This window comes from Sorangium sp. So ce394, assembly GCF_051474665.1.
Classification (GTDB): Bacteria; Myxococcota_A; Polyangia; order Polyangiales; family Polyangiaceae; genus Sorangium; species Sorangium cellulosum_D.
In genome coordinates, this window is the sequence record NZ_CP150339.1 from 8984726 (window position 1) to 9001182 (window position 16457).

General features: G+C 70.7%; 11 protein-coding genes and 1 pseudogene. 3 read left to right on the forward strand and 9 right to left on the reverse strand.

Annotated elements, in window-relative coordinates:
- Positions 1 to 155 precede the first annotated feature (155 nt).
- On the forward strand, positions 156 to 428 hold the full coding sequence (locus WMF33_RS32905; RefSeq protein WP_437332340.1) for a hypothetical protein: 273 nt from the start codon (positions 156 to 158) through the stop codon (positions 426 to 428).
- Positions 429 to 447: 19 nt separating this feature from the next.
- Here WMF33_RS32905 and WMF33_RS32910 read toward each other — a convergent pair whose 3' ends face one another.
- The 4 genes from WMF33_RS32910 to WMF33_RS32925 form a co-directional block, all read right to left on the reverse strand.
- Positions 448 to 2568, reverse strand: coding sequence for a serine/threonine protein kinase (locus WMF33_RS32910; protein ID WP_437332341.1), 2121 nt, complete (start codon positions 2566 to 2568; stop codon positions 448 to 450).
- 30 nt (positions 2569 to 2598) lie between these two features.
- Positions 2599 to 3366 carry an RNA polymerase sigma factor gene (locus WMF33_RS32915; protein ID WP_437332342.1) on the reverse strand — a complete coding sequence of 256 codons (768 nt, stop codon included), beginning with the start codon at positions 3364 to 3366 and terminating at the stop codon, positions 2599 to 2601.
- Between the two features lie 306 nt (positions 3367 to 3672).
- Positions 3673 to 4788, reverse strand: a complete 1116-nt coding sequence (locus WMF33_RS32920; protein WP_437332343.1) for a hypothetical protein — start codon at positions 4786 to 4788, stop codon at positions 3673 to 3675.
- A 33-nt stretch (positions 4789 to 4821) separates the two neighbouring features.
- Positions 4822 to 5808, reverse strand: coding sequence for a hypothetical protein (locus WMF33_RS32925; RefSeq protein ID WP_437332344.1), 987 nt, complete (start codon positions 5806 to 5808; stop codon positions 4822 to 4824).
- Between the two features lie 300 nt (positions 5809 to 6108).
- Between WMF33_RS32925 and WMF33_RS32930 the strand changes: the two genes are divergently transcribed.
- Together WMF33_RS32930 and WMF33_RS32935 are read left to right on the forward strand one after the other, a co-directional pair.
- Positions 6109 to 7413 (forward strand): RNA polymerase sigma factor, encoded by a 1305-nt coding sequence (locus WMF33_RS32930; protein ID WP_437332345.1) that lies wholly within the window; start codon positions 6109 to 6111, stop codon positions 7411 to 7413.
- A gap of 192 nt (positions 7414 to 7605) precedes the next feature.
- Positions 7606 to 8349 (forward strand): hypothetical protein, encoded by a 744-nt coding sequence (locus WMF33_RS32935; protein WP_437332346.1) that lies wholly within the window; start codon positions 7606 to 7608, stop codon positions 8347 to 8349.
- 342 nt (positions 8350 to 8691) lie between these two features.
- On the opposite strand, the gene WMF33_RS32940 is transcribed toward WMF33_RS32935, so the two are convergent.
- From WMF33_RS32940 to WMF33_RS32960, 5 genes and pseudogenes are all read right to left on the reverse strand, one after another.
- On the reverse strand, positions 8692 to 10545 hold the full coding sequence (locus WMF33_RS32940; RefSeq protein WP_437332347.1) for an FG-GAP-like repeat-containing protein: 1854 nt from the start codon (positions 10543 to 10545) through the stop codon (positions 8692 to 8694).
- Positions 10546 to 10615: 70 nt separating this feature from the next.
- On the reverse strand, positions 10616 to 12640 hold the full coding sequence (locus WMF33_RS32945; protein WP_437332348.1) for an FG-GAP-like repeat-containing protein: 2025 nt from the start codon (positions 12638 to 12640) through the stop codon (positions 10616 to 10618).
- Positions 12641 to 13055: 415 nt separating this feature from the next.
- Positions 13056 to 13352: pseudogene (locus WMF33_RS32950) on the reverse strand (ISAzo13-like element transposase-related protein); the annotation flags it as partial.
- A gap of 27 nt (positions 13353 to 13379) precedes the next feature.
- Entirely contained in the window at positions 13380 to 14351 is a 972-nt protein-coding gene (locus tag WMF33_RS32955; protein ID WP_437332349.1) for a Shedu anti-phage system protein SduA domain-containing protein, read from the reverse strand.
- Positions 14348 to 16429, reverse strand: coding sequence for an ATP-binding protein (locus WMF33_RS32960; RefSeq protein ID WP_437332350.1), 2082 nt, complete (start codon positions 16427 to 16429; stop codon positions 14348 to 14350). Before WMF33_RS32960 ends, WMF33_RS32955 begins: the two co-directional genes overlap by 4 nt.
- Positions 16430 to 16457: the final 28 nt, after the last annotated feature.

Genomic DNA, 16457 nt, shown 5'->3' on the forward strand with positions numbered 1-16457 from the left:
CCTCGCCGCCCCGCGCATCACCGACGGTCCGCCTCGCCCGGTTCATCACCTCGATTTGAGGCTCGATCCCGCGCACTCTCCCCGGTTGACCGCCTGGCCGTCGAACGTCGCGTCGATCGTGGCGCTCGGAGATTGTGAGCTCCGGGACGTCGGCTGTGAGCCGGACGTGGTGCTCGAGGGCCGCGCGGCGCTCGTGCTCGTACGAAGGCGAGCTGAACGTCGCGTTCGTCTGGATCGCCGCCCATGCGCCGGCCGACGAGGCGCCTGACCGTTCCACGCCTGAATGCTGGTTCGGCGTCGCCCACCCCGGCGTCGGGAGCGGATTCAAGGACTCCTGGAGCGCGGCTCGGTATGGAGTCTGGTACAAGCTCGATACGTGCTCGGTGCTCCCGGGCAGGTGGGTCGAGGGCGAGTTCTCCGAGTCGTGACGGCGGGCGCGCCCGGCGCCTACCGCTCGGCCGCCATGCGCCGGCGTCGACGGCGCCGCGCCGCCGACGCGGCCGCGAACGCGAGGCCGAGCAGGGCCAGGGCGACGCCGCTCCACGACACGAGCCGCAGGCGCGGGTCGGCGTCGAGCGCGACCGCCTCGTCGGCGCGGCTCTGGACGATGACCACGAGATCGGTGTGGCCGACCGGCGCGATCCCGGCGAGAAAGGCGCCGCCGTACTTCACGGGATCGCGCTCGGCGAGCGGATCGCGAAAGTCGTCCATCGAGGCCACGAGCTCGGGCGGCGGCAGCCGGAGCTGCCCCAGCGCGGGCGCGCCGGTGACCGGCGCCGGCAGGAGCCCGCTCAGCGTCGCGCTGCGGAGCGCGGCGCCCTCGCCGTGCTCGAGGCCGTCGTGGACCAGCACCGTGAACTCATCGCTCGCCGGCGCCGTCCCGCCGCGCTCGCGGTCGCGGCGGGCCGCGAGCGCGGCGAAGCGGCGGCCATCGCTGAGCTGGAGCGCGCCGAGCCGGGAGTCCGTCGCGATCGTGGCGATGAGCACCCCGGCGAACTCACCGGAAGCGCTGCGGATGGGGGACGTGAGGGCGAACTTGTGGTAGTGGTCGGTCTCCGACTGGAAGGCGCGGGAGACGTACGCCACGCCGGGATCCGGCCCCTCGGCGAGGCGCCGGGCGCCCTGGAAGTAGTCGCGGAACTCGTACGTCCCCAGGGGCGCCGACGCCCGCGGCCAGTGCAGGAGCAGCGCGCCGTTCCGGTCGACCACGAACCAGGTGACCAGCGACGGGCCTCCGTGCTGGCCGACGTACGCCTCGCGGAGCGCCTCGAGCGCCGGCAGGTGCGGCCGCTCGACGAGCGCCGCGGCGCGCGGATCGGCGGCGGCGCGGGAGACGAGCACGCCGTAGTGCCACAGCTGCGCGAGCACCGCGCCGGCGACCGCCCGCGCCGCGTACACGTTGCCCTCGAGCACCTCCTGCCGGCGCGCCTCCTCCTGGGCGCGCGCCGTCGCCACCGCGCCCCCGAACGCCAGCGTCGCCGCGAGGATCAGCGCCACCGCGGCCGGGTGCCGGGCGCACCAGCGCAGCGCGCGCTCGCCCCGCCCCGGCGTGCGCGCCGCGACGGGCTCGCCGCGCAGCCAGCGCTCCAGATCCTCGGCGAGCGCCTCGGCCGAGCCGTACCGCCGCTCGGGCTCCTTGCGCAGGCACGTCAGGCAGATGGTCTCGAGGTCGCGCGGCAGGTCGCGCCGAATCGAGCGCGGCGCGGCCGGCTCCTCCTCGATGGTGCGGCGCAACGACTGCATGGGCGTCGGGGCGTCGAACGGTCGTCGCCCGGTGAGCAGCTCGTAGAGGATGACGCCGAGGCTGAAGATGTCGGCCGCCGCCGTGACCCGCTTCGCTTGGCCCCTCGCCTGCTCCGGCGCCATGTAGCCGGGCGTTCCGAGGCGATCGCCCGTCATGGTGCCGCCGTCGTCGCCGAGCAGCTTGGCCACCCCGAAGTCGGCCACGTAGGGCTCCCCTTCCGTGTCGAAGAGGATGTTCGCGGGCTTCAGGTCGCGGTGCAGGATGTGGCGGAGGTGGCCCTCGTGCACGGCGCGGGCGAGCTTCGCGACGAGCCCGGCGGCGCGGCGCGGGTCGCGGTAGTGCTCGAGGCGGGCGGTGAGCGTGCCGCCGGCCATCAGCTTCATCGTGAAATAGGCGCGCCCCTCGTGCTCGCCGACGTCGTAGATCGGCACGACGTTGGGGTGATCCAGCCGGGAGACGAGCGCGATCTCGCGCTGGAACAGCCGCGCCGCGGCGTCGCTCGCGAAGGCGCCGCCCTGAAGCATCTTGAGAGCGACGATGCGGCCATCGGCGAGCACCTGTCGGGCCCGGTAGACGACGCCCATGCCGCCGGCGTCGATGCGGTCGAGGATCTCGTACCCGCCGAGGCGCAACGACGGGAGCGGGCCGTCGTCCTGGCCGGGCGGGGCGGGCTCGGCCAGCGACGCGCCGCGGTCGATCGCGCGGGCGATCAGGCAGGAGGGGCAGAGACCGAGCGGCGCGTCGGGCTCGATGGCCTCCCGGCATGTCGGACAGACGCGGACCGTCAAGGCCTGAGCGGCAGCGGTGTGGGCTCCACGATCCATTACCCGTCCTTCCGGATCCGGCCGTGAAGGTTACCCGTCATTCGATGGGTCACCCCTCAGCGAGAGGAGCAGCGAGCGCAGCTCCTCGTCAACGTCCTCCACGCGCGTGACCGTGCGCGCCACCTCCTCGCGGAGGGTTCGCTGGTAGCGGTCGTACAGGCGGGAGGTCGCGGTCTTCACCGCCTCCACGCTCATGCCGAGCGCCGCCGCGACCTCCTTGTGCGGCCGCTCCTCCTCTGCGCCGGAGAGCCGTCCCTTGAGCGCCTCGAAGAGCCGCGCCTGTCCGGTCTGTGCGTAATGATCTTGCAGCATGGTGAGCGTGCGCTCGATCAGGACCAGGGCGAAGCGCCGCTCGTAGAGCGCCTCCGGCGTGAGCAGGTGGCCCGCCGCGTGCGCGCGCACCGGCTCTGCCTGATAGCGCCGTTCGGCGCGCTCGGCGTCGAAGCCGCGGAGCGCGCCGTCGCCGCCGCGCTTCTGGGCGCGGGCGCGCTCGCGCTCGTTGGCGACGTAGTGCTTGACGCAGGCGATGAGCCACGACCGGAACCGGCCGCGGCCCTGGTCGGCCGTGGCGATATCGTTCCGCTCGAGGAGGCGCGCGAAGAAGCCCTGGGTGAGGTCCTGCGCCTCCTCGGCCGGCGCGCCGCGGCGGCGCACGAAGGCGTAGACGGGGTACCAGTACAGCTCGCAGAGCGTGGCCAGCGCCTGCCGCCCCTCGGGGGTGAGCGGCTCGCCGGCCTTTCCGACCAGACCCCAGGAGGTCTCGGGGAAGCGGCGCGGCGGGTCGGAGGACGGGGGCATGGGAGCACAGAATAACCGTCCTGGTCCGAGCGCGGGAATTTACTTTCACGGCGCGGCTCTCACCGCCCGAGCGCCGGCGAGCGGGTTCGCCCTGGTTCATGAGAGAAGGAACCGCAGAGGCACAGAGGGAAGAGAAGAGGACACTCGGAAAGGAAGAGAGCTCGACTGAGAGAGAGCGGACGTCTCTCTCCTCTGTGCCGTCTGCGCCTCTGTGGTTCAGATTCTTCCCGTCACCGGATCAGAACGAGCTTCGAAGATACGGGATCGACTCGTCCGCTTCTGGAAACAGAAAGAGAGCGTCCGGGCTCATCGTTCGCTGGGCAGGCAGCAGATCGTCTGCGCCCCCTCGCCCTTCAGCTCGCCCACGCCCACGCCGCCCTCCGGGATGCAGCGCCCGGGCTCATTGACGAGCCACGCCGCGCTCAGGCTCCCGAGCGTGGAATCCGGCACAGGGTCGTGGCAGATCCCTGCCTCCGTCATAAGGATGGCGCTGACGAGCGGAGCGCCGCACGCGCGGTCCTGGTACGCGGACACCGTTGCCTCACACCGGCCCTCCTCGACCGCCGTGCAGGTGCACGGCGTGCAGTCGCGCGTGTCGTTCACCTCGGTATAGAACACCCCCAGCTTCTCCGAGTACGTCGGCCAGGGATTCCCCGGCTCCGCAGGCGCCTCGCACGAGACATCTTTCCCGGGCAAGCGGCGGCAGTGCCGCCAGCCCTCGGGCAGGTGGTCCTGCTGCTGGTAGATCATGCACAGCTGGCCAGGCAGCGCGCACAGGTCATGGACCAGCCGGCTTCGGCATGCGACCGCGACCTCGACCGCAGGCGCATCGCGGGGCACCGGCGCCTCCTCGACCACCGGCGCGCACGGCACCTCGCGGGTCGGACCGATCGCGAGCGAGCCGAGCTGATCCGGCCCCACCCAGCCCGGCGACACGCACGCGCCGTCCCAGCCTGCCGGGGGCGCGAACGGCGTCCATGTCTCCTCCGGCCCCTCCCCGCACATGAACTGCGAGCTCGCGCTCACGTCGGACGGCAGCGCGCAGGACGGCGAGGAGCACGCGCACGTGGGGCATTCGTGGCTCTCGCTGGGCAGCGTCCGCCCCCTGAACTTCGCGGGCTCGAAGGCGAGCTGCACCACCTCGCCCGCCGTCCCGGGGATGACCCAGACGAGATCGTCGCAGGACGGCGCCAGCGGCTCGGCCCCCGTCCAGACGAGCTCCGGCGCGGGCATGTCTTCGGGCGCCTCGGGCACGCACCGGCCCCAGCAGTGGCCGTTGCTCGTGCCGTCGTCGTTGACGATCTCGCAGGCGACCTCCTCCGCGCAGCCGTACTCCGCGCCGCCGCCGCACCCGCCCGCCGCCGCCAGGCCGCCCGCGCCGAGGAGCAAGAGCCCCGACAGCAAGCCCTGCACGCCTCTCATGATCCTCCCCTCCTCACAGGTCTCCCTCGCAGCCTACCAGGCGCCGACGACGAGGACGCCCCCGCCCTGCGCGGTCGCGAGCGGCACGGCGCGCACGGCGCTCGTGCCCGGCGCCGGGGCCCACCAGAACGACGAGAGCGCGACCGCGCCGACGACGCCGGCGCCCACGAAGCTCGCCCAGGCCGCGGCCTCGAGCGTGTCGCGCTCGCGGCGCTCGTCGCCCAGCTCCCCGCACGCCGCCCTGTGCTCGTCGTACAGGCACGCCGCCGGCCCGCCCCGCCGCCGGATCGCCTCCTCCAGCACCGCCGCCTCGTCGCCGCGCGCCGACGCCTCGACCATGAGGCCAGCGCCCAGCGCGACCCCGGCCGCCGCCAGCGCGAGCCCGCCGATGCGGAACACCGTGCCCGCCGCCGGCCCGCTCGCCGGTGCGGGCGCAGCAGCGGCAGCGGCCCGCACCGGCGCGACCGGCGCCGCAGCCGGCGGCGGGGGCTTGGGCTGCAGGTGAAGGCCGATCATCGACTCCCGGCCCCGCTGCGCCTCGAACGGATAGACCTCGTCGAGATACCCTTCGAGCCTGCCGCGCGCCTCGTGCCGCCCCGGATCCAGGTAGACGAAGTACGTGGCCTGTCCGCGGCCGATCCGGCGGCCGTCGATGAACACCTCGGCCTCGGGCCGGCTCACCGCGACGGTCGCCGACGAGACCTCGCGCTCCGCCCGCTGTAGGCCCTCGGAGAAGCGCCGCCGCGCCGCCGGCGCGAGCGTCTCCGGATACAGCAGCGACGTCCCCAGGTGCTCCGCCGCGTCCCGGAACCGCCCGAGCGCGAGCTCGGCGAGGCCCAGCTCCCCCGCGAGCTCCGGCCGCGGATCCGCCTGCCACGCCGCGCGATACGCCGCCTCGGCTTCCGCCCACCGCCCGGCGCGCCGCGCCCTCTCGCCCCGCGCGAAGGCCTCTTCCGCGTCGGTGGAGCGCGCCGCGGCCGCTCCGGACGGTTCATCATGGCGCTCTTCGCCGGCGGACACTGCCGCGAAACTCCACACGGCAGATGCGGCAGCCACCGCGAGGAGCAACCTGCCCGTAAAGCCCATTTCCCCGGCACCCTACGTGGCAGGCTCCATGCGGTCAAGCCGCGTTGGCCCGGAGCGAGCGACGAAATGGCCGCAATCGTCAGGCAATTTTGGTGACCTTCCGGAATGCTCCGCCACCTCGTCCACGGCCAGATGCAGTGAGCGCGCGCACGCGAGCACGACGGGCCTGGTTCGGCTCGGTCCGGCATGACGTTTTTCAAATGTCGAACACGCGCGCCACGTAACTGGGTTGGTATGGGGAAACCATCTCGCGAGACCGACGACGCTGCCGAGGGATCACCGCTCACGCTGGAGGTGATCATGGCCGAGCACCAGGAGGCCATTCGCCGCTACGTGGAGCGGCAAGGTTTCCATGGCGCGGATCGGGACGACCTGGTCCAGGAGATCTTCCACGGCGCCGCGCGGTCGCTGTCCCGGTTCGATCCCCGCCTCGGCACCGTGCGCGCGTGGCTCCTGCGGATCGCGTTCAACCTCGTCTCTCACGAGCGCAAGCGCGCCCATCGCCGGCACGAGGCGCTGTGGTCCGAGGAGGCGCTCGACGAGCTCTCCAGCGATGCGCCGGACTCCGAGACACGGCTCATCGAGGCGCAGCGGAGCGAGATCCTCGCGGAGCTGCTCCTCTCGGTCCCTCCGGCGCGCCGCGAAATCCTTGTCGCGCACGATCTGGAGGAGGCGGCGGTCCAGGACATCGCCGAGGAGCGCGCGCTCCCGCGCAGCACCGTGTGGAACCACCTCCGGCTCGCGCGGCTGAGCCTCGGCGCCGCCGCGCAACGCTGGCTGGCGCGGAACCGCGGCCGCGGGGCGCTGCTCGCGCCGCTCGCCGTCGCGTTCGGCCTGGGCGAGGCGCGCGCTGCCTCGGGGCCTCTGTGTCGAGGTCCGCTGCGGCATCGAGATCGGGTGCGGCGGTTGCTCGACCGGGCTCGCCGCGCTCTCCGGCGCGCGCCGTCTCACGGAGAGACCCGCCGAGCGGCGAGGTCGCGGCGCACGTCGCCGGTGGCGCCGGTGGCGACGCTTGCCGTCGGACGATGGGCGGGCCGCGCCGCCGCCGGCGCCGTGGCGGGCGCGCTCGTCCTGCTCGCCCCTACCGGGGGCGGCGAGTTCCCGTTGCCGAACGCCCACGCCGTCGCGCTGCGCTCTCCACGCGCCGCAAGGCCAGCTCCCGCCGGGCCAGCCCAGCACGGCAGCGCCGTCCCGCCGAGCCCGGAGGAGCCCTCGAAGCCGCTGAGCGCCGACGCCGTGACTCGCGCCCTCCAGACCGCGAGCCACCACCGGGCGACCGCGCGGCCTTCGTCCGCGCGTGCTCGGGGCGAGGGCGCCCGATCGACGCCCGAACAGCGGCTGATCCGGCTGGCCATCGCGACGCTCGCCACCGGTCGAACCGTCGATGCGAGGCGCCTGCTCGAGCGGCACCGGCGCGACTTCCCGCGAGGTGCCTACGCAGGCGACCGCGAGGAGCTCCTGCGACGGCTGCGAGCGGACGTCGACGGCAATGGACACGGCCACCGGCCGGTGAGCAGCATTCCGCCCCGATCGCGGTGAGCGGCGCAGCACGGGGCGCGATGGCGCAACAAGGAGGGTGAAAGAGATCAGCAGCGATGGAGAAACGAATGGGCTGCTCGGCTGCAAGGCGCCCGATTCGTGCCATCCCGCCCTGGCGAGCCCACCAGGCATTGCCATATCCGCCCAGGCCCGCCAACATGGGCCCGTTTTGCTCAACCCAAGGAGGCGCCTGTGGCAGACCCCTACATCGATCCTTTCGAGACGAAGATTTACGGCAAGTTCGCGCGCGAGCAGATGGCCGCGGTCCTGATGGGCAAGCTCCCCCCGCTCGACGGCATGGTGGAGTTCGCGATCGGCAAGCAGCTCGTCGCCGATCAGGCGATGTCCGACATCCTCGATCGCCAGCCCAAGCCCGCGCCGGAGCTCGACAGCGGCGCGGTGCTCGACGAGGCGCGGGACGTCGTCGTGCGTTTCGGCTCGTACCTCGACTCGCTCAAAGGGAGGCCGGTCGATCCCAAGGTGTTCTTCCGCGGCGAGATGCCGAGCGTCCTCGCGCGCCGGCGGATCACGAAGCTCACCGCCGCCGTCGGGCACATCGCCGACGAGCTCGAGCGGCAGCGCGAGAAGGTCCGCGGCGCGGACATGTGGCTGGCCGAGCTCCGGGAGGTGCACGAGAGGCTCGGGATCGTGGAGCGGCAGCAGCGCGCCACGCGGGTCGAGCGGGTCGAGCTCGGCCCCGAGGTGTCGACCGCGCGCGACGCCTGGCTGGGCGTCTACAACGCCAACAAGAACCTCGTGCGCGGGCTGCTCGCCCACCTCGGCAAGCCGGAGCTCCTGCCGCTCATCTTCGACGACCTGGCCGAGGTGCACCGCACGAGCGGCGTGAGCGACGCGCTCCCGCCCGGCCAGCCGGCCGCGCCGCCCGGCCAGCCGGCCGCACCGCCTGCCGGGACGGAACCCGCGCCGGACGCGTGAGCCCGCGGCCCGCTGCAAGGCTTGATGCAAGCCTTGCAGCGGGCGACTCGGTCGCCGAGTCGGCCGTTTCAAGGCTTGAGACGGCCGACTCGTCGGGCCAGCGGGGCGGTTCAAGGCTTGAGACGGCCGGCTGAACGGCCAGGGGAGCCGTTTCAAGGCTTGAAATCGCCGGCTGGGCGGCCGAGTCGGGCGTTTCAAGCCTTGAAGCGGGTGACGGCGCGCCGGGGAAGGCGCTCTCAAGGCAATCTAGGTCGCTCCGTCGCGCTTCGGGGAGCGCTGCGTGCCGGTCCGGCCGGTCTCGCCCGTCGACTTCGCGGACGAACCGCGGCGCAAGGGCGCGCGTCAGAGCCCGTTGGGGATCACGGTGAGGGTGCCGGATCCCCGGTTGGTCAGGACGAGATCGTCGTATCCATCGCCGTTCAGGTCCGCGACGGCGATGGCGTTGGGGCCGGGCGACGTGCCGGTCGGGACGACCGGGCCCGAGGTGAAGCCTCCGCCGCCGTTGCCGGTCATCGGGCGGACGCCGCCCGATGAGGTGGTGACCAGGATGTAGGCGTCGAGCTTGCCGTCGCCGTTGAAATCGCTGGCCACGACCCCCAGCGCCGAGTTGGCGATCGCGCTGGCCCCGGTGGAGGACGGAACGCCGCTCGCGAACGTGCCGTCGCCGTTCCCTTTGAAGAAGTAGAGGTACAGGCCGGCCGCGCCGTTCGAGAGGATGTCGAGCTTGCCGTCGCCGTCGGCGTCGCCGAAGGCGATGCCCGCCGTCTGGCCGTTGGCGGAGTTGGTGTAGGCGACCGGCGCGGCGAACGAGCCGTTGCCCTGGTTGATGAGGATCGAGAGACGCGCGGCGCTGGGGCTCGTCACCACGAGATCGGAGAAGCCGTCGCCGTTCAGATCACGGCAGGCGATGCTCGACTGCACGCCCCCGGTGGCCGCGATGGCGATGATCGTGGGCGCGCCGAAGCTGCCCCCGCCGGTGCCCAGGAGCACGCTCACCTGACTCGACGTCACGCTGGTTGTGGCGATGTCGGCCGCCCCGTCATGATTGAAGTCCCCGGCGCAGAGGTGGACGGAGCCCGGGGTGCCGGTGGTGAAGCTCGTCGGCGTGTCGAAGGTTCCGGGCGCGCTCGGGCCCAGGTTGCGGTAGACGCTGATGCTCCCGTTGACGGCGGACAGGTTGGTCTGGCCGTCGACGGTGAGGGCGTCGAGCCACCCGTCGCCGTCCACGTCCACCGCCACGACCGCGTTGCTGGAGAGCGGAGCACCCGTATAATAGAGCTCCGGCGGGAAGGTCGCGTCGCCGTTGCCGCGAAACACGGAGAGCGACCCGGAGGGGGTCATCGACGATCCGGATTCGGCGTTGGCCACCAGGACGTCGAGCGCACCGTCGCCATTCACATCGGCGACCGCCGGAGCCAGCGGGTTGTGGAGCGCGGAGGTGCTGATCGGCGTGTCGGGGACCTGGCCGGAGGGCGGGGTCTGGCAGCCGCCGTTCGAGCAGATTTCACCCGCCGCGCACGCGAGGTTGCAGGCATTGCAGTGGGAGGCGTCGCTCTGGAGGTTCACCTCGCAGCCGTCGGACGTGAGCCCGTTGCAGTCCGCGAGGCTGCCTTCGCACGCCTCGCAGCGGGCCCCCTCGTAGGTGGGTAAGCACGCGCAGGAGTAGCTGTCGATGCCCTCGGTGCAGGTCCCGTCGTTCTGGCACGGGCTTTCGGCGCACTCGTCGATGTCGAGCTCGCAGCTCGCGCCGGTGAAGCCGGGCAAGCATTCGCAGGTGAAGCTGTCGATGCCGTCGGTGCAGGTCCCGCCGTTCTGGCACGGGTTTTCGGCGCACTCGTCGATGTCGGTGCAGGTCACGCCGTCGCCCTCATACCCCGCGTTGCAAGCGCAGGTGAAGGAGCCCGTCGTGTTGGTGCATGTAGCGTTCGCGTCGCAGTTGTCGGTGCCCAGGGCGCACTCGTTCACATCGGTGCATGTGCCGCTCTGGCAGGTGAGGCCGTCGCAGCACGGCACCGTGGGGTCGCACGGCGCGTTCGCGGCCAGACAGCCCTGGCCGCCGCAGGTCGGCTCGCAGCTCGGCTCGTTGCCATCGCCGTCGGCCACGGAGGGGCCGGCGCTGGTGCAGCTCGCGAACAGCAGGATGGAGAACGCGGGGATCGCCAGACAGCTGAAAAGAGAGCTCTTGCGATGGCTCATGGGTTGTCCTCTGTTTTCTTGTTGAAGCGGCCCGGGGGGGTGCCGCGGGATGTTAGCCTGCGCTGGCGGGTCAGAGTCCGTTCGGGATCACGGTGAGGGTGCCGGATCCCCGGTTGGTCAGGACGAGATCGTCGTACCCATCGCCATCCAGATCCGCGGCGGCGATGGCGTTGGGGCCGGGCGAGGCGCCGGTCGGGACGACGGGGCCCGCGGCGAAGCCTCCGCCGCCGTTGCCGGTCATCGGGCGGACGCCGCCCGAGGAGGTGGTGACCAGGATGTAGGCGTCGAGCTTGCCGTCGCCGTTGAAATCGCTGGCCACGACCCCCAGCGCAGAGTTGGCGATCGCGGTGGGCGAAGCGGTGGATGAAACGCCGCTCGCGAACGTGCCGTTGCCGTTCCCTTTGAAGAAGAAGAGGTATCGGCCGGCCGCGCCGTTCGAGAGGATGTCGACCTTGCCGTCGCCGTCGGCGTCGCCGAAGGCGATGCCCGCGGTCTGGCCGCTGGCGGCGTTGGTGTAGGCGACCGGCGCGGCGAACGAGCCGTTGCCCTGGCTGATGAGGATCGACAGGCGCGCGGTGCCGGGGCTCGTCACCACGAGATCGGAGAAGCCGTCGCCGTTCAGATCGCGGCAGGCGATGCTCGACTGCACGCCGCCTGTGCCCGAGATGGAGATGAGCGCTGGCGCGGCGAAGCTGCCCCCGCCGGTGCCCAGGATCACGCTCACCTGACTCAAGGTCACGCTGGTGGTGGCGATGTCGGCCACCCCGTCGTTGTCGAAGTCCCCGGCGCAGAGGTGGACGGAGCCCGGGGTTCCGGTGGTGAAGGTCGTCGACATGCCGAAGGTCCCGGGCGCGCTCGGGCCCTGGTTTCGGTAAACGCTGATGCTCCCGTTGCTGGTGGGCAGGTTGGTCTGGCCATCGACGGTGACGGCATCGAGCCACCCGTCGCCGTCCACGTCCACCGCCACGACCGCGTTGCTGGAGAGCGGGGCGCCCGTATAATAGAGCTCCGGCTGGACGGTCGTGTCGCCATTGCCGTGGAACACGGAGAGCGACCCGGCGGGGCTCTGCGACGATCCGGATTCGGCGTTGGCCACCAGGATGTCGAGCTCGCCATCGCCATTCACATCGGCGACCGCCGGAGCCAGCGGGCTGTGGGTCTCGGGCACGCTGATCGGCGTGCCGGGGACCTGGCCGGGGGGCGCGGCCTGGCAGCCGCCGTTCGAGCAGATTTCACCCGGCGCGCACGCGCTGTTGCAGGCGTTGCAGTGGGAGGCGTCGCTCTGGAGGTTGACCTCGCAGCCGTCGGACGTGAGCCCGTTGCAGTCCGCGAGGCTGCCTTCGCACGCCTCGCAGCGGGTCCCCTCGTAGGTGGGCAAGCACGCGCAGGAGTAGCTGTCGATGCCGTCGGCGCAGGTCCCGTCGTTCTGGCACGGGCTCTCGGCGCACTCGTCGATGTCGGTCTCGCAGTCGGCGCCGGTGAAGCCGGGCGGGCACGCGCAGGTGTAGCCGTTGACGCCGTCGGTGCAGGTCCCGCCGTTCTGGCACGGGTTTTCGGCGCACTCGTCGATATCGGTGCATGTCACGCCGTCGCCCTCGTACCCCGCGTTGCAAGCGCAGGTGAAGGAGGTCGGCGTATCGGTGCAGGTAGCGTTCGCGTCGCAGTCGTCGGTGCCCAGGGCGCACTCGTTGTTCTCGGTGCACGTGCCGTGATGACAGGTGAGGCCGTCGCAGCACGGCACCGTGGCGTTGCAGGGCGCGCCCTCGGGGAGGCAGCCGTCGCCGTGGCAGGTGGGGTCGCCCAGGGCGATGTAGTCGCCGAGATGCAGCAAGTGCGCGGGGAGGCACAACAGGTTGATCTTGAGGATCGTGTAGGGGTACGTCGTGGAGCCGTTCCTGTGGCACATCAGGATCGTGCCGTTGACGTCGAAGTCGTTGCAATGCTCGGGGGTGAGCGCGCCATGGGCCTCGCCCACGGCCTCGTCGTCCTCGCCGTCGGCCGCGGAGGGGTCGGCGCCGGTGCAGCTCGCGACCAGCAGGGTGGAGAAAGCCGGAATCGCCAGATAGCCGAGAAGAGAGCCCTTGCGATAGCGCATCGCTTGTCCTCTGTTTTCTTGAAGCGGGGGGTGCCGCGCGATGCCGGGCCTGCGCTGGCTGAAGAAATGTCAGGTCGTCCACATCTGCCAATTCAAGTTCGAGGCCAGCGCGACGACGTCCTTTGCGGAGGTGATGTGGAGGCAGGCCCCTGCGCGCCGCTCGGCGCGCCGCCGCGCGAGCCGCCGGCTCCCGCGCCGAGCTCGCGCCGAAATCCGGGCACACCGCCTCCTCGGGCCGTTTGCCCAGCACCGCGCACAGCACGGTACCGGGCACGAGCAGCCCCCGGGCCGTCGCGCACCGCTGCTACGGCTGCTGCTGCCTGAACGCCTCAGCTGCGGAGTGCGCGCCTCATCGTGCGGAACGACCGCGCACACTCCGCCGTCGATGGTGGGTTTTCAGCGCACGCAGGGCGCTTCAATCAGGCGAGCCACGTCTCGTCCGGTCGGCGCCGGGTCCGGATTGCTGGCGGCGTCGCTCCAGCGCGCTCACTTCTGGCGCGCGCGGAGCGGAGCGCGGGCGCATCGTGACCCGATCGAGCTCCGCGTAGATGGCTTCGGCGAGGAACAGCAGCTCGACCTTCCACACCCGCGCCAGGATGCTGTCGCTGCCGCCGCTGTCCGCAGGAATGAGCAGCGCCGTCGCTGTCGGGTAGATCGGCCGCCCCATCAGCGTCCACCCCTTCCGGATCGTGGCGACGGCGAAAGGTGGCGTGCCGTGATTCGAGCTCGGATCCGAGCGTCACGCGGGGGAATCGTCTCCGTTCCGGTGCTGCTGGAGGAACGTGAGGAACTGCTCGGCCCGCTCGATGAGATCGTCGTACGTCAGGATGGCCAGGCCGGCGAGGAAGCCGTTCTCGAGGCGCAGGCGCTCGCGCTCGGCGTCGCTCTGATAGCGCCCGATCACGACGAAACCGCGGGGGCGCTGAAGGTGCACGGTGACGCCTCGACGCCCGTCGTACCCGAGCGGCCCGCGGGGCTCCTTCTCCGCCGCATCGTAGTAGGACATGAGCTGGCCTATCGCGCGGGCGCACTCCAGGCTGTGATGCAGCCAGCCGTTGTAGTCCTTGAACACGGGGTCGCTCGGGCGCTTGAGCTCCCAGAGGTCGGGGAAGCCGTCCCAGCGGATCGCGAGGAGATCGATCTCCCCGCCGCGCGTGATCGGGTACGGCGAGCGCACGTCCTTGTATTCAGGCCCGAGGATCGCACCCCAGTGCTGGTGGATGAACTTGCGATAGACGTCCTCGGATTCGTTCCGGTCGACGAGGGCGCGGAACTCGCGGACGGTGCGGCTCATCTTGAAGGCCGGGCTGGCAAGGGCGACGTTCACGGCCTTCGGCAAGGCGTGGCGGAGATCGTCGTCCTTGAAGACGAACGGAGCGCCGTGCGTCCGCCGCATCGCGCGGCGGATGAGCTCGCGCTCGCTGTGGGCAGTAACGATGCACACCGGGCGAAACGGGTCAGCGGCGAGGAGCGCATCGAGCACGCGGAAGCCGTGCTCGACGTCCTCGTCGGGGAGGCCCGGAGCAGAGGGAATCTGCAGGTCGAGCAGGACTACGTCGGGGCCGAAGGTGGCGGCCTTGTGCAGCGCCTCTGCGGCATCGAGGGCGTGCTCGACCGCGAATCCGTTGGGCTGGAGCACGCGAAGGAAATCGCCGGCAGTGACCTTGTTGTCCTCGACGACGAGCACCTTCGGGGCGTTCTTCTCGTTCATGATGCGTCCCTCCACGTGACAAACCGTGCGAAGAAGCAGGTTCCCTCGCGCTCCAGGTCGAGCCCCACCTGGGCGCCGAGCCACGCTGCATAGCGCCGCGCGATGGCGAGCCCCAGCCCCGTACCGAGCGGCTGGTCGCCGCCCTTTTTGGTCGTCACATAAGGCTGGAAGATGCGCTCCCGATCCTCCGCACGGATCCCGGGTCCGTTGTCGACGATGTCGAGGCGGACGGTATCGCCCTCGCGGATCGCGCGAATCGACACGCGTGGTGCGGGGGTGGAAACGACCGCGTGAAACGCGTTCTCCACCAGACAGTGAAGAATCTCGCGCAGCCCCTCGCGGTTGGCCCGCACATGTAGCGAGACGGCGACATTGATCTCGCAGACGACGCCAGGGTGCTTCTGCCGGAGCGGCGCGGCGGCGCCGAACACGAACTCGTGAAGCGCGAGACCCTCTGGGGGGTCATTCGGGACTTGCGCCCATCGCCCGGTCTGCGCGGCGAGCGCCGACTGAAACGCGAGCTCTTCGTCGATGCGGGAGAACTCACGCTCGAACCGGGCCACATCGGCCGCGCCAAGGTTCTCCCGGATGTTACGCATGTACATCAAGATCGCGCCCACGGAGCGCTTGAGCTGATGAGCGAGCGTCAGCTGGAGGCGGCGCTCCACTTCGGCCTCGATCTCGGCACGAACCTCGGCCCCTCGCCCCTCCGCAAACCGCGCCGATGCCTCCGGGGAGAGGATCGACAGGAACAGGAATACATACTCCCTGGGGAACTGGTGACGGCTAAGAGAGCCGAAACGGCCGGCGACAACCTCGCGCGCGACCCTGCGTGCAATGAGGTAGTCGCGGATTAGCCCATTCATCTGTACGCGGCCATCGCTGTCCCTCTTGTGCCACGTGCGGACTTGATCTTGCAGGTCGCCCCAGGTTCGCCGTGATGCGAGCTGGCGCCCGGGTTCAACGGAGATCCACCCGACGGAGAACTGAGTCAGCGCCGCGTCTTCCAGCGGCACGAGCGGCGCCTGGGAAGCCGTCTCGTCCGGAAAGGTGTCGCACAAGATCTTGATGATGTAGTCGTGGACGACGTACGCGATCCACTGCGCAGAGCCGCTCGAAGGGACATCCCGGCACGCGAGCACGGCGTCCAGCATTCGCGGTACGTTTGCAGACGCATCGGTCAGGCTCTTGAACTCCGGCTCATGCTCGCGAGCAGAGAGAAAACGAGCGACCAAAGTTGGCGAAGGTAGTCTATGACCAAACCAGTGCTCAACGTCGCTCGACACCGGCGTACGTATCGTTACACGTTCCCCTACCAGATTCCAGCGGGCTGCATCTCCCTGGCGCTCGAAGTAAATCAACAACGACCGAAACAACAATGTATAGTTAGCATTCTTATCAACAAAAACAGCGAACCCATCGGAATATGCACGGCTTGCGGCTCGCGTCGGCTCATACCTTGCCAGCAGCACCGTATCGTCCGGCTTGTGCAGGAATTGCACGCCGATTTCATAGATGGCCTGCTCCACGACCGTCGACACGTCGACCAAATCGCGCGACTGCAAGACGAGGGGCAACGTCGGACGGCGGCTTGACCACTCTTTGATCCAAGCCACGGCGTCGCGCATGTCACGGTCATCGATGCGCCGCGGCAGATACCTCCCTGGTTCGCCATTCCCCTCATAAGCACGAACGTGCTCGCGCACGCTGTCTGCAATCCCCGATACCTCCAAGACCAGTCTACGGTACGAGAGCACGGCGCAAACGTCGGCCTTCAAGTCGGCTGCGTACCCGGGCGGCAGGCTCCCCTCTATCACGACCCCGAACGCACGCTCGGCCGCCGTAGTTCGACGCTTCGCATCGAGCTCCGCCAGCGCGACGTCAATGCCTTCGGGGCAGCGCGTCCACACGCGGAAGTACGTCCTCGGCCGCACCAGCCCCTGCCGAGGCGTCGCGAACCAATCCACGCTCCCCGGCTCGAGGCCGACCGCCTGCGACACCTCGTAATCCGCCGCCTCGAACAGACGGGCGACCGCGTTCTCTCCCGCCACCGTCGGCGCGTGCTCTTCGTCGCTCATGGGCTGCGCATCCTCCATGGCACGCACG